Source organism: Agromyces marinus (assembly GCF_021442325.1).
Lineage (GTDB): Bacteria > Actinomycetota > Actinomycetes > Actinomycetales > Microbacteriaceae > Agromyces > Agromyces marinus.
This window is the reverse complement of sequence record NZ_CP087879.1, coordinates 1,818,236-1,837,127: the sequence shown is the minus strand read 5'-3', so window position 1 is coordinate 1,837,127 and position 18,892 is coordinate 1,818,236. Positions and strand designations below refer to the sequence as shown.

The window sequence follows — 18,892 nt, the reverse complement described above, 5'->3', positions numbered from 1 at the left end:
AGTTCAGTCGCGCTGCGCGACCGGACGGCGATCCGTGTCCGCGTCCGCACTGGCGTCGACATCGGCGGCAGGGGCGATCGGCGCGATCGGCTGCGTCTGCGACGGCGCGGACTCGTCCTCGAGCAGCGGCGATTGCGCGTAGCGCTCGTGGTGCTGCTCCGCGACCCACGAGTCCTGCTCGGCCGCGAGCGACTGCCTCGGTTCCTCGCGCTGCGCTCGCCACCGGTCGAGATCGTTGCGGAAGTCGCGCCGCGTGCGGGAGGGATGCCGCTGCCACTCGAGCATGCGGTCGCGGAACTCCACGACGGCCGGGTCGAGCTGGTAGCCGAAGGTCGCCGACGCGCGCTTGAGCTCGTGCAGCTGATGGGTCGCCCAGTCCGCGGCGACGTCCGAGCCGCGCACCGGAAGCAGGCGGACTTGGATGTCGGCCTGCCCCACGGCCCGATCCGCGAGGACCTGCTCCTGGGGTGTCAGCGAGTTCCACACCGACGCCTCGGTCGCGGCATCGATGAGCGTCGCGATCGCGGCACGGCGAAGCTCGCGATCGCGCTGCCGGATGAGTCCGCGCACCGCCGAGCGCGAGATCCAGGCCGCGAGCAGCCCGGCGACGAGGACGGAGACGAACACCACCGCCGCCGTGAACAGCACGGGGCGGGTCCCGTCCGCGAAGAGCCAGTCGACGAAGTCATTCCACCACTGCATGTGCGCAGGCTAGCCCCGGCGTGCTCGAGCGGGCGGCAGCGCGCGCGGCGCGCCATGGGGCGGGCCGGCGCGCCGTGGCATCCGCTCGGCACGTCACGAGGCGCTCAGCCCATCACGCCGCGCTCAGCCGAGCGCGGTGCCGTCCGCCGCGTACGGCTCGATCGCGGCGATCTCGGCCTCGGTGAGGGGATCGGCATCGAGGGCTGCGACGTTCTGCTCGAGTTGGGCGACGCTCGACGCGCCGATGAGCGCGCTCGCGACCTGCGGAACCCGGAGCACCCACGACAGCGCGAGCTGCGCGAGCGTCTGCCCGCGTTCTGCCGCGAGGGAGTCGAGGGCTCGCGCGCGCTCGAGGTACTCGTCGCTGATGCGCTCGGCCGGCAGGAAGTGACTGGTCGCCGCGCGCGACCCCTCCGGGACCCCGCCGGAGAGGTAGCGATCGGTGAGCAGGCCCTGCGCGAGCGGCGAGAAGACGATCGCGGACGCGCCGACCTCGTCGAGCGCCGGGAACAGGCCCTCCTCGATGTGCCGGTCGAACATCGAGTACCGGGGCTGGTGGATGGTCAGCGGAACCCCTTCGGCGGCGAGCGCCGCGGCGGCCGCGCGCGTCTGGTCGGGGGAGTAGTTCGACACGCCGACGTAGAGCGCCTTGCCCTGCCGGACGGCGTGCGCGAGCGCCCCCATGGTCTCCTCGATGGGCGTTTCGGGGTCGGGACGGTGCGAGTAGAAGACGTCGACGTAGTCGAGGCCGAGCCGGTCGAGGCTCTGGTCGAGCGATGCGAGCAGGCTCTTGCGCGACCCCCACTCGCCGTACGGGCCGTCCCACATCAGGTAGCCGGCCTTGGAGGACACGATGATCTCGTCGCGGTACGGCTTCAGATCGCCCGCGAGCAGGCGGCCGAAGTTCTCCTCGGCGCTGCCCGGGGGCGGCCCGTAGTTGTTCGCGAGGTCGAAGTGCGTGATGCCGAGGTCGAACGCGCGCCGCACGATCCGCTGCTGCACGTCGAAGGGCCGCTCGTGGCCGAAGTTGTGCCAGAGGCCCAGGGAGAGTGCCGGCAGGCGCAGGCCGCTCCGGCCGATCCGGGGGTAGGACATGCGGGCGTACCGGTCGGCGGCTGCGGCGTAGGTCATGCCCGATAGCCTAGGTCGATGGAGAGCTTCGTCCTGGCCGGTGGGTGCTTCTGGTGCCTGGATGCCGTGTACCGCACCCTGCGCGGCGTGCACGATGTCGTCTCGGGGTACACCGGGGGTGCTGTGCCCGACCCGAGCTACGAGCTCGTCTGCACCGGCACGACCGGGCACGCCGAGGCCGTACGCGTCGAGTTCGATCCCGACGTGATCCCGCGCGAGGTCGTCCTCGACGTGTTCTTCACCCTGCACGACCCGACCCAGCTCAACCGCCAGGGAGCGGATGTCGGCACGCAGTACCGTTCGGCGATGTTCTTCGGCGGCGAGGACCAGCGCGACCGGTTCGAGGCTGCGCGCGCGCGGGCGGCCGACTGGTGGCCGGGCAGGATCGTCACCACGATCGAACCGCTCGGCGAGTTCTTCCGTGCCGAGGAGTACCACCAGGACTTCTTCGCCAAGAACCCCGGCCAGGGGTACTGCGTCGCGGTCGCACTGCCCAAGGTCAACAAGATCCGCCGGTCGTACGCGGAGTGGATCGTCTCCTGACCCGTCCTCCCCAGTGCTCCGCGGGCGGCGGGCGACCCCGGTCCCGAGCCCGCCGGACGGCGGCCGTCCATCCGCGGCCACGCTTGGCACCAGCGGCATCCGGGGTCGTTCCGGCACGAGGGCCCCGGATGCCGCGAGCCGCCGATCCGCGGCGGCGACGAGCCCGCAAGGAGCACACCATGACCGATCACGTGACCGTCGTCGGAGTCGTCGGCAGCGACCCGCGCCACACCGTCACCTCGACGGGACTGTCCATCACGAACTTCCGCCTCGCATCGACCCGCAGGTACTTCGACCGCGAGCGCGGCGCGTGGGCCGACGGCGAGACCAACTGGTTCACCGTCGCCACCTTCCGCCAGCTCGCCCTGAACGCGTCCCAGTCGCTGCGGAAGGGGCACCGCGTCATCGTGCACGGGCGCCTGAAGGTGCGCTCGTGGGACACCGGGGAACGCTCGGGCACCGCGATCGAGATCGATGCCGACTCGATCGGACACGACCTGGCGTGGGGCGTGAGCGCGTACGCCAAGACCACGGGTCGGCCCGCAGAGCCGGCGTCCGCCTCGACGACCGCCGCCGCGGGAGCCGACGGCGACGCGCACTCGAACGGAGCCGGGATCGACGCGGGAGGCTCGTCGTGGATCACCGGCGACGCGTCGGAGTCGAGCACGGCCTGGAGCGGCACGGATGCCGCCGACCTCGACCCCTTCGACGGTGACGCCTCGGGCGACGGCGATGAGCCCGATCGGGACGACCCGGCCGACGCCGACACGGAGCTCGACGACGTCGCACGCCGGGGCTCCGTGCTCGAGGAGGGGATGACCCTGCGCGTCGACGCGTGACGGACGCCTCGACGGCGTCGCACGAACGCATTCCCGGGTTCTCGCCCCGGCCGTAGACTCGGGCATCGTGAGCATGGTCGGTTCGAGCAGCGCCGGGCGACGATCGGGCGTGTACGCGTTCGCCCTCGCAGCCGTCGTCGTCGTCGCGCTCGCCGGATGCGGGCTGTCGTGGTGGCCCGGCGGGGAGGACCCGGGTCTGCGGCCGACGCCGTCGTCCTCGCCGGCGCCGGCTGATCCGGCCGACGTCGATGCCGGGGGCGACGCGATCGCCGAAGCCCTGACTCGATTCGACGAGACCGCCCGGGCGGTCATCGCGGCCGAGCCCGCGGCATCCGGTGCCGACTTCGTCGCCGCCCTCGTCGCCGCGGGCTTCGACCCCGCGGCGATACAGGTCACCTCCGACACGACCACCCTCGGCGACCGGGCCGACTCGATCCAGTTCGCCGTCCGGATCGGCGAGGACTGCCTCGTCGGCCAGTACGGCCCGAAGTCGGACGGCTACCTCGGCGCGGTGCAACCGGGTCTGGGGGCCGGCGGCTGCCTGGTCGGTGCGACGGGGTCGATCCCCGGGTAGCGGTGGGTGAGGGCGGCCCGGCGGGTGGGCGAGCGCTGGAGCGACCGATCCGACCGGACCGGTAGGCTGGAACGCTGAACCGCGACCTTTCGACGTGAGGACTCCCACTTGGCTGACTACATTTACTCGATGGTCCGCGCCCGCAAGGCGGTCGGCGACAAGGTGATCCTCGACGACGTGACGATGGCGTTCCTTCCCGGCGCCAAGATCGGCGTCGTCGGTCCGAACGGCGCCGGGAAGTCGACCATCCTCAAGATCATGGCCGGACTCGACCAGCCCTCCAACGGCGAGGCGCGCCTCACGCCGGGCTACACCGTCGGCATCCTCATGCAGGAGCCCGTGCTCGACGAGACGAAGACCGTCCTCGAGAACGTGCAGGAGGGCGTCGGCCCGATCAAGGCCAAGATCGACCGGTTCAACGAGATCTCAGCCCTCATGGCCGACCCCGATGCCGACTTCGACACGCTCCTCGCCGAGATGGGCACCCTTCAGGAGGAGATCGACGCCGCTGACGCGTGGGACCTCGACTCCCAGCTGGACCAGGCGATGGATGCGCTGCGCTGCCCGCCGAGCGACTCCCCGGTCTCGGTGCTCTCGGGCGGTGAGAAGCGCCGCGTCGCGCTCTGCAAGCTGTTGCTGCAGAAGCCCGACCTGCTGCTGCTCGACGAGCCCACCAACCACCTGGACGCCGAGAGCGTGCTCTGGCTCGAGCAGCACCTCGCCAAGTACCCCGGCGCAGTCCTCGCCGTGACGCACGACCGGTACTTCCTCGACCACGTCGCCGAGTGGATCTGCGAGGTCGACCGCGGCCGCCTCTACCCGTACGAGGGCAACTACTCGACCTACCTCGAGAAGAAGGCCGAGCGCCTCCAGGTCCAGGGCAAGAAGGACCAGAAGCTCCAGAAGCGACTGAAGGACGAACTCGAGTGGGTCCGCTCGAACGCCAAGGGCCGTCAGGCGAAGTCGAAGGCGCGTCTGGCCAGGTACGAGGAGATGGCTGCCGAGGCCGAGCGCACCCGCAAGCTCGACTTCGAGGAGATCCAGATCCCGCCGGGGCCGCGCCTGGGCGACGTCGTCATCGAGGCGAAGAACCTCGAGAAGGGCTTCGGCGACCGCACCCTCATCGACGGGCTGAGCTTCACCCTCCCGCGCAACGGCATCGTCGGCATCATCGGACCGAACGGCGTCGGCAAGACCACGCTGTTCAAGACCATCGTCGGTCTCGAACCGCTCGACGACGGCAAGCTCAAGGTGGGCGAGACGGTGCAGATCTCGTACGTCGACCAGTCGCGCACCGGCATCGACCCGAACAAGACCCTGTGGGAGGTCGTCTCCGACGGGCTCGACTACATCCAGGTCGGCAAGACCGAGGTCCCCAGTCGCGCCTACGTCTCGACGTTCGGCTTCAAGGGACCCGACCAGCAGAAGAAGGCGGGCGTGCTCTCGGGCGGTGAGCGCAACCGACTGAACCTGGCGCTCACCCTCAAGCAGGGCGGCAACCTCCTGCTGCTCGACGAGCCGACGAACGACCTCGACGTCGAGACGCTCTCGAGCCTCGAGAACGCGCTGCTCGAGTTCCCCGGCTGCGCCGTGGTCATCACGCACGACCGGTGGTTCCTCGACCGCATCGCGACCCACATCCTCGCCTACGAGGGCACCGACGAGAACCCCGCCGACTGGTACTGGTTCGAGGGCAACTTCGAGTCGTACGAGGCGAACAAGGTCGAGCGACTCGGCCCGGAGGCGGCCAAGCCGCACCGTTCGACGTACCGCAAGCTCACCAGGGACTGACCATGCGCCTGCACGTGCCCACGCCGCTGCGGTGGAGCGACCTCGACGCGTACGGGCACGTGAACAACGCCCGGATGCTGAGCCTGCTCGAGGAGGCTCGCATCCAGGCGTTCTGGGTGAATGAGGACGGCACTGCCGAGCACGCCGTCGGCGCGTCCACGGCCGTGCTCGACGCGACGCCGGGATCGGCGACGCTCACCCTCATCGCCAGGCAGGAGGTCGAGTACCTCGCCCCGATCCCGTATCAGCGGCTCCCGCTCGACATCGAGCTGTGGATCGGCCGGATGGGCGGTGCGAGCCTCGACGTCTGCTACGAGGTGCACTCACCGGCGGGGGTCGAGCCGCGCACCCTCTACACGCGGGCGACCACCACGATCGTGCTCGTCGACGCCGCCACCGGCCGACCGCGCCGCATGACCGAGACCGAGCGCGGCGCCTGGGAGCCGTTCCTCGGCGAGCCCGCGGAGTTCCGCCGGAGCTGAGTCGCGACCCTCAGCGCTCCTCGAGCGGGTCCTCGCTGAACGAGCCCTCCCACACCGCTCGGCTGCCCGCCTCGCCGATGAGGACCACCGTCCAGACCGAGCCGACGCCGACGACGACGGCCGCGACGATCGAGAGCGCCGCGAGCACCGCCACGGCCGGCCGACGGCGCCCCGGACCCTGCCGTCGCGCCAGCAGTGCAACCACGCCGATGAACGCCGCGACGGCCACCATGCCGACGATCCACGGGGTCAGGTCGTCGCCCTGGTCGGTGTGCGCCTCGATCAGCGGCGTCTCGGGCACGCGATCCGCGAGCCATTCTCCGGCCGAGACCGTCACCAGGACGAGCCCCAGCAGCAGGATCGACCCGATGAGGGCGGGCAGCCAGAGCACCCGTCGGGCTGCCGGCCACGCGGCGATCAGGATCAGCAGCAGCGCGAACACCGGAACGCCGATCACCACGGCGTGCACGAGCAGCACGTGCGCCGGGAGACCGGCGACCTGGAAGTCGAGCAGGTCGCTCATCCCGCGAGCACCCGGTCGCCGTCGACGGTCACCGGAACCGACGGGAGCGGTTCGAGGGCCGGCCCCACCGTGACCTCCCCGGTGGCTGCGTCGAACGTCGATCCGTGGCACGGGCATTCGAACGAGGCGCCGGCCGCAGCGACCGTGCACTGCTGGTGGGTGCAGACCGCACTGAACGCCACGACCTCGCCCGCGATCGGCTGCGCGAGCAGGACGGGCGCTCCGGCGATCATCGCCGAGATGCTCCCGCCCACCGGGATGTCGGCGAGCGCCGCGATCTCCTCGCCGGCGGCTTCCGAGGGCACTGCCGAGCCGGCGCCGTCGCCACCATCGCCGGTCGGCCCCTGCGAGTCCGACTCATCGGGTGTCGACGGTGCACAGCCGGACAGCGCCAGCATGCCCGCCGCGACACCTCCGCCACCCAGCGCGAGCGCCGTCCGGCGCGAGAGTTCACGGGCGTCATCCATGGCAACCTCCGTCGGCGGTCCGCAGCGCGGTCTGGTGCCATTCTGGGTCACGCCCATGCTCGGCCGCGGGATTTCGCCGCAAGCGCTCAGGAACTCGGAGAGCTCGACCGCCGGGCCTCGGCCCGGACGCGCACCATCCCCTCCTGCGCGACGCTCGCCACGAGGAGGCCGTCGCGGGTGAAGATGCGGCCCATCGAGAGCCCGCGGCCGCCGCTCGCCGACGGCGAGTCCATCGTGAACAGCAGCCAGTCGTCCACCCGCGCGTCGCGGTGCCACCACATGGCGTGATCGAGGCTCGCGACCTTGAGGCCCGGCGTCGCCCAGGCGATGCCGTGACCGCGCAGCACGGGTTCGAGGATCGAGTAGTCGCTCGCGTACGCCAGCGCGGCGCGATGCAGGCGGAGGTCGTCCGGCAGTCGCCCGTAGGCCTTCATCCACACCGCCTGACGGGGCTCGGGCTCGCCGTCCACCGAGAGGTAGATCGGCGACGGGACGTGCCGGACGTCGAACGCGCGTTCGCTGGACCAGTAGCGGGCGACGTCGTGGTCGAGGTGGCCGAGCACGTCTGCCGTCGAGGGCAGCGTCTCGGGATCGGGCAGGTCGCCGGGCATCTCGAGCCGGTGCTCGAGGCCCTCGTCGCGCGTCTGGAACGACGCGATGAGGGAGAGGATCGGGAGGCTGTTCTGGAACGCCTGGGTGCGCCTGGTCGAGAACGAACGCCCGTCGTGGATCCGATCGACGGCGAACGTGATCGGGTGGGCGACGTCGCCCGGCCGCAGGAAGTACCCGTGCATCGAGTGGATGGGCCGGTCGTCGGGAACCGTGTTGGTCGCTGCGATGACCGACTGCGCGAGCACCTGTCCGCCGAACACGCGGCCGAGCGGCATCCACTGCGACGGCCCGGTGAAGATGTCCTCGTCGGTGCGCGCACCCGTGTCGGTCAGCCGCAGCGTGCTCAGCAGGCCGTCGATCGAACCGCTCATCGTTCCTCCGTCTGGTCATCGCCCGCGTCGCCCGCCTCGGCGGGGGCGCGGTGGGCCAGGCCCGCGGCGCTCCCTCGGTAGTCTAGACAGGCCATGGTCCAGCAATTCACGCTTGCCGACAGCCTGTCGCTCGGCGATCTGCACACCTACCTCCAGCGCGCCTCGCGCGTGGAGGACGGTTCCGTGCGATTGGTCGCCGCGAACGGCATCCTCGCCGTGTACACGGCGATCCTGTACCCGCGCGGCATCCTCGACGAGAGCCCGACCGTGCTCGGCCTGCGGACGTTCCAGCTCTTCGAGACCGACGACTTCGACATCGTCGTGCCGATGCGATCGGTGATCGAGCGCATCGTCCGCGCCCGCGGCGCACTCGCAGAGGACGACGAGTCGCGCCCGGTCACGATGACCCGTCCGCCCGAGGTGAACACGGTCACCTGGGCGGGCATCTCACCTCCCCGCGGCGGGTGGCGCCCACTCGGCGAAGCGGATGCCGCGACGCTCGAGCGTGCGGCCAGGGCGGGGATCGACGAGGTCGCCGCGGCCATCCCCGACGGAACCGGCGAGCAGCTCGTGCAGCGCGTGCGCGCCGAGGTGTGGGGGCGCGGGGTCGACGGGCTCGAGTTCGTCCCGGCCGGTGCCGGCTTCGCGGCGTTCAGCCTGGGCTTCCTCGGCGACGACCCGATCTCGCTGTTCGAGACGGGGCCGTGGACCCGGCTGAGCTCGCGCCGCGGGCACGTGCTCGTCCGGCGGAAGGCGTGGACGCTCAAGGCGTAGTCGCGGCATCCGTCATCGACGCGGCCGCGCCGGCCGCACCCGGCAGCACGGCTCAGCCGGCTGCGACCGCTCGGCCGGCCGTGCGGCCGGTGAACAGGCACCCGCCGAGGAAGGTCCCCTCGAGCGCCCGGTAGCCGTGCACGCCGCCGCCGCCGAACCCGGCCGCCTCGCCGACCGCGAACAGGCCGGGCACGGGAGCGCCGTCGGCCCCCAGCGCACGCGAGGAGAGGTCGGTCTGGATGCCGCCGAGGCTCTTCCGGGTGAGGATGTGCAGCTTGACCGCGATGAGCGGACCCGCCTTCGGGTCGAGCAGGCGGTGCGGGGCGGCGACCCGGATGAGCTTGTCGCCGCGGTAGTTCCTGGCGCCCCGGACCGCGGTCAGCTGCAGGTCCTTGGAGAACTCGTGCAGGGCCTCCCGGTCGCGCGCCACGATCTCGCGCTCGATGACGCTCGTGTCGAGCATGCCGTCGGGGGAGAGCCTGCGCATCCCGTCGAGCAGTTCCGGCAGGGTGTCGGCGACGACGAAGTCGGCGCCGTGCTGCTTGAACGCCTCGACGGGGCCGGGCGCGCCCGATCCGATGCGGTCCGCGAGCAGCCTCAGGTCCTTGTTCGTCAGGTCCGGGTTCTGCTCGCTGCCCGACAGCGCGAACTCCTTCTCGATGATGCGCTGCGTGAGGACGAACCACGAGTGGTCGTGGCCGGCGCGCATCAGGTGCTCGAGCGTGCCGAGCGTGTCGAAGCCCGGGAAGAGCGGCGCGGGAAGCCGCTGGCCGGCGGCGTCGAACCACATGGAGGACGGCCCGGGGAGGATGCGGATGCCGTGCGCCGGCCAGACCGGGTCCCAGTTCGCGATGCCCTCCGTGTAGTGCCACATGCGGTCGCCGTTGACGAGCCGGGCACCGGATGCCTCGGCGATGCCGAGCATGCGGCCGTCCACGTGCGCCGGAACGCCGGAGAGCATGTGCGCGGGCGGCGTGCCGAGCCGCTCCGGCCAGGCTGAGCGGACGAGGTCGTGGTTGCCGCCGATCCCGCCGGACGCGACGATCACGGCCGGCGCCCGGACCTCGAAATCGCCGACCACGTCGCGATTGGACGGGGCGCCCCGCACTGCCTCGTCCTCGGCGAGCCGTGAACCGCGCACGCCGACGACCGCCCCGCCGTCGACGATGAGCTCGTCGACCCGGTGCCTGAACCGCAGCGAGACCAGCCCCGCGGCCTCGCCCGCGCGGACTCGCGCGACGAAGGGTTCGAGCACGCCCGGTCCGGTGCCCCACGTGATGTGGAACCGCGGGACGGAGTTGCCGTGGCCGATCGCCCGGCCCTGCCCGCGTTCGGCCCAGCCGACCACGGGGAAGAACCTCAGGCCCTTCCCGCGCAACCACGCACGCTTCTCACCGGCCGCGAACTCGAGGTACGCCTCGGCCCACCTGCGGCCCCACTCGTCGTCGTCGCGATCGAACCCGGCCGTGCCGAGCCAGTCCTGCCTGGCCAGGTCGAGCGAGTCGCGCACGCCCAGGCGGCGCTGCTCGGGCGAGTCGACCAGGAACAGGCCCCCGAACGACCAGACGGCCTGGCCGCCCAGGCTCGCCTCGGGCTCCTGGTCGAGGATCGCGACGCGCCTGCCGGCATCGACGAGTTCCGCGGCGGCCACGAGACCGGACAGGCCGGCCCCGACGATGACGGCGTCGAACTCGGCTGGGGCGGGGGCGGTCGTCGGGTCGGCCACGGGGACTCCTTCGTCTCGGGGCGGCCTCACTCCTCGAAGGTGTTCACCATCGCGTAGGCGGCCCGGTGGAGATAATCCCACAGCGTGGTCTCGAGCACCGGCGGAAGCTCGAGCGTGTCGACTGCGGCGCGCATGTGCGCGAGCCACCGGTCGCGCGCGTCGGGATTGACCTTGAACGGCTGATGCCGGAGTCTGAGCCGGGGGTGGCCGCGCTGCTCGCCGTACGTGGTCGGCCCGCCCCAATACTGCTCGAGGAACATCAGCAGGCGCTCCTCGGCCGGGCCGAGGTCCGCTTCGGGGTACATGGGCTTCAGAACGGGGTCATCGGCGACGCCCCGGTAGAACTCGTGCACGAGCTTGCGGAAGGTCTCGTGACCGCCGACCTGGTCGTAGAAGCTCGGCGAGGGCAGGTTGTCTTGCAGGCTCACTCGGTGTCCTTCGGTGGCTCAGTGGGGGAGGCATCCGGCGGGGCGACGGTCGGGACGCTGCCCGTGCCGGTCACCGTCTTCGCCGCACGCATCGCGCGCAGCAGACGCTTGTTCTGCGCGGGGCGGTCCAGGACCGGGTTCGGCTCGGTCGTTGGCGGCTTGGCGCCCTTGATGCGGGTCACGCCGTCGAACCCGGCCAGCACGACGCTCGCCAGGCCCGGGACGGCGATGCCGAGGTCGTCGAGGGTGCGCTTGAGCCTCACCCGCAGTTCGTGCGCGACGTCGTCCTTCGCCGAGGTCCGGACCTTCATGACCACGCGAGTGATCATCGCGTCGGCCGTGACCGACTCGAGTCCCCACACCTCGGGCTTGTCGAGGATGCGAGAACGCCACTTGCCGGTGCCGGCGAGCTCGTTCGCGGTCGCCAGGACGTGCTTCTCGACCTCGATGATGTCGGCGTCGTGCGGCACCGACACGTCGATGATGACGCGTGACCAGCCCTGCGACATGTTCCCGATGCGCGTGATCTCGCCGTTGCGCACGAACCAGAGCGTGCCGTTGACGTCGCGGATCACGGTCACCCGGATTCGGACCTCCTCGACGATGCCGGTCGCATGCCCGAGGTCGACGATGTCACCGACCCCGAGCTGGTCCTCCACGACCATGAACATGCCGTTCAGGGAATCCTTCACGATGTTCTGGGCGCCGAACCCCAGTCCCGCGCCGATCGCTGCCGACAGCAGCGTGAACGAGCCGAGGATGTCCGGCCAGAGCGTGCCGACGACGAGGATCAGCACGAGCACGCCGACGGTGACGTTGACGATGTTCGTGAGCACCGACCCGAGGGTTCGCGTGCGCTGCACGATCCGCACCGACGCGAGCGGAGACGCCGCGTTCAACGCCTGCGTGTCGGTCACGTCCTGCTTGCGCTTGACGCCCGTGACGACCTGGTTGACGGTCCGTCGGATCACCAGGTGCAGGATCCACCGGATCACGAGCGCGACCGCGACGATGATCGCGATCCGGATGGCGTCCTGCAGCACCTGGCCGTACCAGGTCTGCCAGAACACGTCGAGCTGCTCGGTCACGTCGACCTGCTCGGGGTCGGGTTCGAGGAAGCGCATGGTGATCGGAAGCCTAGAGGGATGCCGAGTCCCGCGCCCGCGCAGCGAGCGCGCGGTCGAGCTCGCTCGACTGCTCCGCGATGAGACGGTGCAGCGGCGCGGGCTCCGGGTGCGCGTCCAGCCAGGTGCGGACCCGCTCCGCGAGGACTTCGTCGACGACCGGCGCGGGGAAGAGCCGCTTGACGATGAGCGAGGCCATCGTGAAGCTGCGCTCCTCCCAGACCCGCTCGAGCATCGCGAGGTAGTCCTCGGACCGTTCCGCGAGCAGTGCCGGGTCGGTCGTGCGCTGCCAGCCGTCCGCGATCGCACGGGCCAGGTCGTTCGACAACGACGAATCGCTCGCCACCCGCTGCCACGCGGCGTCCTTCGACGCCTGGTCCGGCCGTGCGGCGCGCGCGGTCTCCGCGAGCTGTCGGCCCTTCGCGGTGTCGTCCGCGGCGAGCGCCGCGTCGATCTCGGCGTCGTCCGCGGCCCCGAGCGCGGCACGCGCGATCGTGATCTCCCAGCGGAGGTCGAGGTCGATCTCGAGCCCGTCGAGGCGGGTCTGCCCCGATGCGAGGGACCCGAGCACGTCCGCGTGCGCGGGCACGCACGCGAGCCGGGTGAACGCCTTGGCGGACTGGAGCTGCGCGTCGGACCCGGCCTCGGCGAGCTCGGCGAGCGCCCACACCGCGTCTGCTGCCTCTTCCGCGAGCGACTCGCGATGCCCGTCCGCGAGATACCGGTTCACCGCGAGCTCGAGGCGGCCGAGCGCGAGCCCGCGCGCCGCGGACTGCGTCTCGTGGCCGACGTTCGCGACGACGAGCCGCACGAAGTCGCCCGCGGGCAGCTCGGCATCGCGGACGCCGTCCCACGCGGACCCGAGGATCACCGCGCGGGCAACCGGGTCGGCGATCTCCGAGAGGCGGTCGCGCGCGACGGCGAAGCTCTGCTCGTCGAGTCGGACCTTCGCGTACGTGAGGTCGTCGTCGTTCACGAGGAGCAGCGCGGGCCGCGGAAGGCCGACGAGCTCGGGCACCTCGGTCGATGCTCCATCGATGTCGAGCTCGATGCGCCGGACGCGTTCGAGCCGGCCGTCGACGTCGTCGTAGCAGCCGATCGCGAGCCGGTGCGGTCGCAGCGTCGGGTGCGAGTCCGACGCGGTCTGCTCGATGCGCGCAGCCGTGATGACGGCGCCGTGAGCACCGCCGCCGGCAGCGGCATCCGTCTGGATCGAGAGCCTGAGGGTGTTCACGCCCGCGGTCTCGAGCCACTTCGCCGACCAGTCCGCGAGCTCGCGCCCGCTCGCGGCCTCGAGCTCGGCCAGCAGGTCTGCGAGCGTCGCGTTGCCGCCCGAGTTGCGGGTGAGGTAGGCGCCCACGCCGCGCTGGAACGCCTCGAGGCCCACCCAGGCGACCAGCTGCTTGAGCACCGAAGCGCCCTTGTCGTAGGTGATCGCGTCGAAGTTGACCTCGACGTCGGCGATGTCATCGATCACCGCGACGATCGGATGCGTCGAGGGGAGCTGGTCCTGCTCGGCAGCGTGCGTCTTCTCGTCGGAGGCGAAGCTCGCCCACACGTCGGCGAACTCGGTCACGCGCGAGGTCGCGAGCGTCGACGCCCACGTCGCGAACGACTCGTTGAGCCACAGGTCGTTCCACCAGCGCATCGTGACCGAGTTGCCGAACCACATGTGGCTGAGCTCGTGCAGCACGACGATCGCGCGCTGCTCGCGACGTGCATCGGACACGCGCGAGCGGAACAGGTAGCCCTCGTTGAAGGTCACCGCGCCGACGTTCTCCATCGCACCCCAGTTGTACTCGGGCACGAAGATCTGGTCGTACTTGCCGTACGGGTACGGCACGCCGAACGCGTCCTCGTAGAACTCCAGGCCGTCGCGCACGAGCTCGAACATCACGTCCGGCTCGGCGTGACGGGCGAGCGAGGCCCGCGTGAAGACCCCCAGCGGGATCTCGCGCCCGTCGCGGCTCGCCGCCGACGAACGCCACACCGCGTACGGACCGGCGACGATCGCGACGATGTAGCTCGAGATGACCGGCCCGGTCTCGAACGCCCACACCGCGGCACCGGATGCCGCGGGCCGAGGCTCGGGCGACGGCGCGTTGCTCAGCACGTTCCAGTGCGCGGGCGCCGTGATCGTGAACCTGACGGACGCCTTCAGGTCGGGCTGGTCGAACACCGCGTAGACGCGGTTCGCCTCGGCGACGGCGAACTCGGTGTACAGGTACGCCTCTTCGTCGACGGGGTCGACGAAGCGGTGCAGCCCTTCGCCCGTGTTGGTGTACTCCCTGGTCGAGACCACGAGCAGCTCGTTCTCGGCCGCCAGGTCGTCGAGCCGGATGCGGCAGCCGTCCGAGACGGATGCCACGTCGAGCGCCCGGCCGTTGAGCACGATCTCGTGCAGCTCGGCCGTGGTGGCCTCGATGAACGTCGACGCGCCCGGCCGTGCGGTGAAGTGCACGAGCGTGTCCGAGCGGAACCGGCCGTCATCGCCCGTGAGGTCGAGCGTGACCTCGTACGCGGGGGCGCCGAGGAGCGCGGCGCGCTCCTCGGCCTCCGCCCGGGTGAGGTCGGGGCGAGCCGACATCACGCCGCCTCGGCGTCGCGCGCCTGCGCCGCGAGCGCCCGGTCGACGCCCGCGAGGTTCTCCACGACGAGGCGGCGCAGCGCCGCGGGAGCCTCGGGGTGGGTGTCGAGCCAGGTGCGGCTCGCCTCGGCGAGGTTCGCGCTGGCGAGCGGCGACGGGTAGAGGCCGTCGACGAGCTTCTCGGCGATCGCGTAGCTCCGCGCCTCCCAGATGCCCTCGAGCATGCCGAAGTACCGGTCGACGAACGCCTCGAGCAGCGCCGGGTCGACCGCGCGGAGGAACCCGGCGGCGGTGTCGCGCACGACCGAATTCGACGCGGCATCCGACTCGACGATCGACGCCCACGCGCGCTGCTTGGCCTCCGTCGTCGGGATCGCGGCGCGCGCCTTCGCGGCGGCCTCGCGCCCCGTGACCGTGTCGTCCTCCGCGAGACGCGCATCGATCTCGGCGTCGCCGGCGCGACCGGCGGCCGCGAGCGCGATGAGCAGCTCCCAGCCGAGGTCGGTGTCGACCTCGAGCCCCTCGAGCGAGACCGTGCCGCCGAGGAGGCCCTGCAGGTCGTCCAGGTGCGAGCCGTGCTCGGCGATCGCGGCGAACGCCTTCACGAACTGGAACTGCGCATCGCTGCCGGCCGCCGCCTCGAACGCGAGGTCGCGGAAGCCGTCGGCGACCAGGCGCAGCGCGTCGGCACGACGGCTCGGCTCGGTGTAGGCGCTCGCGGCGAGAATCGCGTTCGCGAGCACGATGCGCAGCGTCGTCGACTCGGTCTCGCTCGCGATGTTGCCGAGCACGAGCGCGAGGTAGTCCGTCGCGCGCGTCTCCGCGTCGCGAGTGGCATCCCACACCGAGCTCCAGACGAGGGCCCGCGCGAGCGAGTCGTCGATCTCCGAGAGGTTCGCCAGGGCGACGCCGTGCGATGCCGGGTCGAGCCGGATCTTCGCGTACGCGAGGTCGTCGTCGTTGAGCAGCACCAGGTCGGGGCGCGCGAGCCCCACCAGGTCGGCGACCTCGGTGCGCTCGCCGTCGACGTCGAGCTCGACGCGGTGCTCGCGCACGAGCTTGCCGCCGACCAGGTTGTAGAACCCGATCGCGAGCCGGTGCGGGCGCAGCGTCGGGTACTCCGGCTTCGCGGACTGCAGCACCGCGAACGACGTGATCAGCCCCGCGTCATCCGTCTCGATCTCGGGGCGCAGCGTGTTCACCCCCGCGGTCTCGAGCCAGAGCCCGCCCCAGCCGGACAGGTCGCGGCCGCTCGCGGCCTCGAGCTCGACCAGCAGGTCGGCCAGCGTCGTGTTGCCCCACGCGTGCTTGCGGAAGTACGCCGAGACGCCCGCGAAGAACGCGTCGACCCCCACCCACGCGGCCAACTGCTTCAGGACCGACCCGCCCTTGGCATAGGTGATGCCGTCGAAGTTGACCAGGACGTCCTCCAGGTCGCGGATCTCGGCCACGATCGGGTGCGTCGAGGGCAGCTGGTCCTGGCGGTACGCCCACGCCTTCTCCATCGAGTTGAACGTCGTCCATGCGTTCTTCCACTCGGTGGCCTCGGCGGTGGCGATCGTCGACGCCCACTCGGCGAACGACTCGTTCAGCCACAGGTCGTTCCACCACTTCATGGTCACGAGGTCGCCGAACCACATGTGCGCCAGCTCGTGGAGGATCGTGACCACCCGGCGCTCGCGCACCGCATCGGTCACCTTCGACCGGAACACGTACACCTCGGTGAAGGTGACCGCGCCCGCGTTCTCCATAGCACCGGCGTTGTACTCGGGGACGAACAGCTGGTCGTACTTCTCGAACGGGTACGGAACGCCGAACCGGGCCTCGAAGTACTCGAATCCCTGCTTGGTCTTCTCGAAGATGTAGTCGGCGTCGAGGTGCTGCGCGAGGCTCTTCCGGGCGAACACGCCGAGCGGGACGACCCGGCCGTCGGCGCTCGTGAGCTCGTCGCGCACGACGTCGTACGGGCCGGCGATGAGTGCCGTGATGTAGCTCGAGATGCGCGGCGTCGGCTCGAACGCCCACGTCATCGAGCCCTCGCCCGCATCGGCCGGCTCCGGCGTCGGCTGGTTCGACACCACCTGCCAGTGCGCGGGCGCCGTGACCGTGAACCGGAACGCCGCCTTCAGGTCGGGCTGCTCGAACACCGCGAACATGCGGCGCGAATCCGGGACCTCGAACTGGGTGTACAGGTACACCTCGTCGTCGACGGGGTCGACGAAGCGATGCAGGCCCTCGCCCGTGTTCATGTAGCGGCCGTCGGCGACGACCGTGAGCTCGTTCTCCTCGGCGAGATCCGGCAGCTGGATCCGCACGCCGTCGCTCACGACGGCCGGATCGAGCTCCACGCCGTTCAGCGTCACCGAGTGCACGGCTGCGGTGATGGCGTCGATGAACGTCGACGCGCCCGCACGCGCCGCGAAGCGGACCGTCGTCTCGGAGCGGAACACCTCCGGGCCGGTCGTGACATCCAGCCGGACGTCGTAATCGTGCACCGTGACGAGCGCTGCGCGCTCCTCGGCCTCGATGCGGGTGAGGTTCTCTCCAGTCACTAGGTCTCCATCTGCGTCGAACGGATGCGTCGCCCCGGCGTTCGTGGCGCGGAGCAACCCGAACAGCCTAGTCGCGCCGACCCCGGCCCGGCAGGGTCGCGCGGCTCCCTAGACTTGGCGCATGCGCATCCACATCGCGACCGACCACGCCGGCCTCGAGTTCAGCCGCACGCTCCAGGCGCACCTCGCCAACGGCGGGCACGAGGTCGTCGACCACGGTCCCGTCGAGTACGACGCCCTCGACGACTACCCGGCCTTCTGCATCAACGCCGCGCTCGCCGTGGCGCGCGACCGGGCCGCGGGCGTGAAGACGCTCGGCATCGTCTTCGGCGGGTCGGGCAACGGCGAGCAGATCGCCGCGAACAAGGTCGCCGGCATCCGCGCCGCGCTCGTGTGGAGCATGGACACCGCGATCCTCGCCCGGCAGCACAACGACGCCAACGTCATCTCGATCGGCGCGCGCCAGCACACCGTCGAAGAGGCGATCCGCTACATCGACGCGTTCATCGCCGAGCCGTTCTCCGGCGACGAGCGGCACGTCCGCCGCATCGGCCAGCTCGCCGAGTACGAGACCACGGGCGACATCGCGGGCAAGGCCGTCGACGTCGACGCCTCGACCGGTCGCATCGTCGGCTCGCCCGCGGAGTAGCCGGTGCCCGAGGGCCACTCCGTCCACCGCATCACGCGCCAGTTCGAACGCAACTTCGTCGGCCGCCTCGTGCGGGCGTCGAGCCCGCAGGGCCGGTTCGCCGAGGGCGCGGCCGACCTCGACGGCAGGCGGATGGTCGATGCCCGTGCCGTCGGCAAGCAGATGTTCCTCGGCTTCGAGGGCGGGCGGTGGCTGCGCGTGCACCTGGGGATGTACGGCGCGTGGGACTTCGCGGGCGACATCCGACTCGACGCGACGATCGCATCGGCCAACGGGCGCATGGGGCAGACGAACCAGCGGGGCACGTTCCTCGACGGCCCGAACCCCGACGCGGTCGTGTTCGACGCCGCGGGCGAGAACTCCGTCGCGTCGATCGGCGCGCCCCGGCGCACGAGGCTGCGCATGTCCGAGTCCGAGAAGGAGGGCGCTGCGCTCGAGACGTTCCCGCCCGAGCCGATCGGGCAGGTGCGGGTGCGCCTGCTCACCGACACGGTCGTCGCCGACCTCCGCGGACCGACCGCGTGCGAGGTGCTCGACCCGGCGCAGGTCGAGCGGGTGGTCGGCCGGCTCGGTCCCGACCCGCTCCTCGACGACGGGCCCGATGCCGAGGAGCGCTTCACGAGCGTCGTCCGACGGAAGCCGACGCCGATCGGGCTGCTGCTCATGGACCAGAACGTGGTCGCCGGCATCGGCAACGTGTACCGCGCGGAACTGCTCTTCCGTGCCCGCCTGAACCCGCACACCCCGGGCCGGCTCGTGCCCGAGGAGACCGTCCGGGAGCTGTGGCACGACTGGGCGCGCCTGCTTCGCGTCGGTGTCGAGACCGGGCAGATGATGACGATGGACGGCCTCGCGGGCGAGGCCTGGCGGGCCGCCATGGCGAACCGCGACGATCGGCACTGGGTGTACAAGCGCGAGGGGCTTCCATGCCGCGTGTGCGGCACGAACATCGCCCTCGAGGAGATGGGTGCCCGGAAGCTGTACTGGTGCCCGAACTGCCAGGCATAGGAGCGGAGA

General features: G+C 71.2%; 18 protein-coding genes. 8 read left to right on the top strand and 10 right to left on the bottom strand.

The features are described from left to right. Nucleotides 1-3: 3 nt before the first annotated feature. The gene (locus tag DSM26151_RS08590) at nucleotides 4-702 is read right to left on the bottom strand and encodes a cation:proton antiporter (protein WP_234659161.1); all 699 of its coding nucleotides are present in this window, start codon (nucleotides 700-702) and stop codon (nucleotides 4-6) included. 123 nt (nucleotides 703-825) lie between these two features. Next, nucleotides 826-1,833, bottom strand: coding sequence for an aldo/keto reductase (locus DSM26151_RS08585; protein ID WP_234659160.1), 1,008 nt, complete (start codon nucleotides 1,831-1,833; stop codon nucleotides 826-828). Nucleotides 1,834-1,851: 18 nt separating this feature from the next. Between DSM26151_RS08585 and msrA the strand changes: the two genes are divergently transcribed. From msrA to DSM26151_RS08560, 5 genes are all read left to right on the top strand, one after another. After that, nucleotides 1,852-2,376: a peptide-methionine (S)-S-oxide reductase MsrA gene (gene msrA / locus DSM26151_RS08580; RefSeq protein WP_234659159.1), complete on the top strand. Its 525-nt coding sequence runs from the start codon at nucleotides 1,852-1,854 to the stop codon at nucleotides 2,374-2,376. A 179-nt stretch (nucleotides 2,377-2,555) separates the two neighbouring features. Continuing rightward, nucleotides 2,556-3,215 (top strand): single-stranded DNA-binding protein, encoded by a 660-nt coding sequence (locus DSM26151_RS08575; RefSeq protein ID WP_234659158.1) that lies wholly within the window; start codon nucleotides 2,556-2,558, stop codon nucleotides 3,213-3,215. Nucleotides 3,216-3,288: 73 nt separating this feature from the next. Continuing rightward, a complete protein-coding gene (locus tag DSM26151_RS08570) occupies nucleotides 3,289-3,789 on the top strand; it encodes a DUF6993 domain-containing protein (RefSeq protein WP_234661844.1) in 501 nt (166 codons plus the stop codon). A gap of 108 nt (nucleotides 3,790-3,897) precedes the next feature. Next, a complete protein-coding gene (gene ettA / locus DSM26151_RS08565; RefSeq protein ID WP_234659157.1) occupies nucleotides 3,898-5,580 on the top strand; it encodes an energy-dependent translational throttle protein EttA in 1,683 nt (560 codons plus the stop codon). A 2-nt stretch (nucleotides 5,581-5,582) separates the two neighbouring features. After that, nucleotides 5,583-6,062, top strand: coding sequence for an acyl-CoA thioesterase (locus tag DSM26151_RS08560; RefSeq protein ID WP_234659156.1), 480 nt, complete (start codon nucleotides 5,583-5,585; stop codon nucleotides 6,060-6,062). Between the two features lie 10 nt (nucleotides 6,063-6,072). Here DSM26151_RS08560 and DSM26151_RS08555 read toward each other — a convergent pair whose 3' ends face one another. From DSM26151_RS08555 to DSM26151_RS08545, 3 genes are all read right to left on the bottom strand, one after another. Further along, nucleotides 6,073-6,585, bottom strand: coding sequence for a hypothetical protein (locus DSM26151_RS08555; protein ID WP_234659155.1), 513 nt, complete (start codon nucleotides 6,583-6,585; stop codon nucleotides 6,073-6,075). Further along, nucleotides 6,582-7,052, bottom strand: coding sequence for a QcrA and Rieske domain-containing protein (locus DSM26151_RS08550; protein WP_234659154.1), 471 nt, complete (start codon nucleotides 7,050-7,052; stop codon nucleotides 6,582-6,584). Before DSM26151_RS08550 ends, DSM26151_RS08555 begins: the two co-directional genes overlap by 4 nt. Nucleotides 7,053-7,138: 86 nt before the next feature. Beyond that, the gene (locus DSM26151_RS08545) at nucleotides 7,139-8,035 is read right to left on the bottom strand and encodes an acyl-CoA thioesterase (protein WP_234659153.1); all 897 of its coding nucleotides are present in this window, start codon (nucleotides 8,033-8,035) and stop codon (nucleotides 7,139-7,141) included. Nucleotides 8,036-8,128: 93 nt separating this feature from the next. Here DSM26151_RS08545 and DSM26151_RS08540 point away from each other — a divergent pair, with 93 nt between their 5' ends. After that, a complete protein-coding gene (locus DSM26151_RS08540) occupies nucleotides 8,129-8,809 on the top strand; it encodes a hypothetical protein (protein ID WP_234659152.1) in 681 nt (226 codons plus the stop codon). A 52-nt stretch (nucleotides 8,810-8,861) separates the two neighbouring features. On the opposite strand, the gene DSM26151_RS08535 is transcribed toward DSM26151_RS08540, so the two are convergent. From DSM26151_RS08535 to pepN (DSM26151_RS08515), 5 genes are read right to left on the bottom strand one after another with little or no spacing between them, the layout of a single operon-like run. After that, nucleotides 8,862-10,535, bottom strand: a complete 1,674-nt coding sequence (locus DSM26151_RS08535) for an FAD-binding dehydrogenase (protein ID WP_234659151.1) — start codon at nucleotides 10,533-10,535, stop codon at nucleotides 8,862-8,864. A 26-nt stretch (nucleotides 10,536-10,561) separates the two neighbouring features. Further along, a complete protein-coding gene (locus tag DSM26151_RS08530) occupies nucleotides 10,562-10,945 on the bottom strand; it encodes a globin (RefSeq protein ID WP_234661843.1) in 384 nt (127 codons plus the stop codon). 14 nt (nucleotides 10,946-10,959) lie between these two features. Continuing rightward, the gene (locus tag DSM26151_RS08525) at nucleotides 10,960-12,087 is read right to left on the bottom strand and encodes a mechanosensitive ion channel family protein (RefSeq protein WP_234659150.1); all 1,128 of its coding nucleotides are present in this window, start codon (nucleotides 12,085-12,087) and stop codon (nucleotides 10,960-10,962) included. Between the two features lie 13 nt (nucleotides 12,088-12,100). Continuing rightward, nucleotides 12,101-14,674 (bottom strand): aminopeptidase N, encoded by a 2,574-nt coding sequence (gene pepN, locus DSM26151_RS08520; RefSeq protein ID WP_234659149.1) that lies wholly within the window; start codon nucleotides 14,672-14,674, stop codon nucleotides 12,101-12,103. Continuing rightward, a complete protein-coding gene (gene pepN / locus DSM26151_RS08515; protein WP_234659148.1) occupies nucleotides 14,674-17,226 on the bottom strand; it encodes an aminopeptidase N in 2,553 nt (850 codons plus the stop codon). The genes pepN (DSM26151_RS08520) and pepN (DSM26151_RS08515) overlap by 1 nt, the downstream gene beginning before the upstream one ends. Before the next feature lie 121 nt (nucleotides 17,227-17,347). Between pepN (DSM26151_RS08515) and DSM26151_RS08510 the strand changes: the two genes are divergently transcribed. Both DSM26151_RS08510 and DSM26151_RS08505 read left to right on the top strand, forming a co-directional pair. Beyond that, nucleotides 17,348-17,875, top strand: a complete 528-nt coding sequence (locus tag DSM26151_RS08510) for a ribose-5-phosphate isomerase (protein ID WP_234659147.1) — start codon at nucleotides 17,348-17,350, stop codon at nucleotides 17,873-17,875. A 3-nt stretch (nucleotides 17,876-17,878) separates the two neighbouring features. Next, complete coding sequence (locus DSM26151_RS08505) at nucleotides 17,879-18,883, top strand: Fpg/Nei family DNA glycosylase (protein WP_234659146.1); 1,005 nt, start codon at nucleotides 17,879-17,881, stop codon at nucleotides 18,881-18,883. Nucleotides 18,884-18,892 lie beyond the last annotated feature (9 nt).

Coding starts and splice junctions, on each gene's coding strand:
- DSM26151_RS08540 (WP_234659152.1), top strand. CDS start 8,129: ATGGTCCAGCAATTCACGCTTGCCGACAGCCTGTCGCTCGGCGATCTG.
- DSM26151_RS08575 (WP_234659158.1), top strand. CDS start 2,556: ATGACCGATCACGTGACCGTCGTCGGAGTCGTCGGCAGCGACCCGCGC.
- pepN (WP_234659149.1), bottom strand. CDS start 14,674: ATGTCGGCTCGCCCCGACCTCACCCGGGCGGAGGCCGAGGAGCGCGCC.
- DSM26151_RS08555 (WP_234659155.1), bottom strand. CDS start 6,585: ATGAGCGACCTGCTCGACTTCCAGGTCGCCGGTCTCCCGGCGCACGTG.
- DSM26151_RS08585 (WP_234659160.1), bottom strand. CDS start 1,833: ATGACCTACGCCGCAGCCGCCGACCGGTACGCCCGCATGTCCTACCCC.
- DSM26151_RS08510 (WP_234659147.1), top strand. CDS start 17,348: ATGCGCATCCACATCGCGACCGACCACGCCGGCCTCGAGTTCAGCCGC.
- DSM26151_RS08570 (WP_234661844.1), top strand. CDS start 3,289: ATGGTCGGTTCGAGCAGCGCCGGGCGACGATCGGGCGTGTACGCGTTC.
- DSM26151_RS08590 (WP_234659161.1), bottom strand. CDS start 702: ATGCAGTGGTGGAATGACTTCGTCGACTGGCTCTTCGCGGACGGGACC.
- DSM26151_RS08550 (WP_234659154.1), bottom strand. CDS start 7,052: ATGGATGACGCCCGTGAACTCTCGCGCCGGACGGCGCTCGCGCTGGGT.
- DSM26151_RS08560 (WP_234659156.1), top strand. CDS start 5,583: ATGCGCCTGCACGTGCCCACGCCGCTGCGGTGGAGCGACCTCGACGCG.
- DSM26151_RS08525 (WP_234659150.1), bottom strand. CDS start 12,087: ATGCGCTTCCTCGAACCCGACCCCGAGCAGGTCGACGTGACCGAGCAG.
- msrA (WP_234659159.1), top strand. CDS start 1,852: ATGGAGAGCTTCGTCCTGGCCGGTGGGTGCTTCTGGTGCCTGGATGCC.
- DSM26151_RS08545 (WP_234659153.1), bottom strand. CDS start 8,035: ATGAGCGGTTCGATCGACGGCCTGCTGAGCACGCTGCGGCTGACCGAC.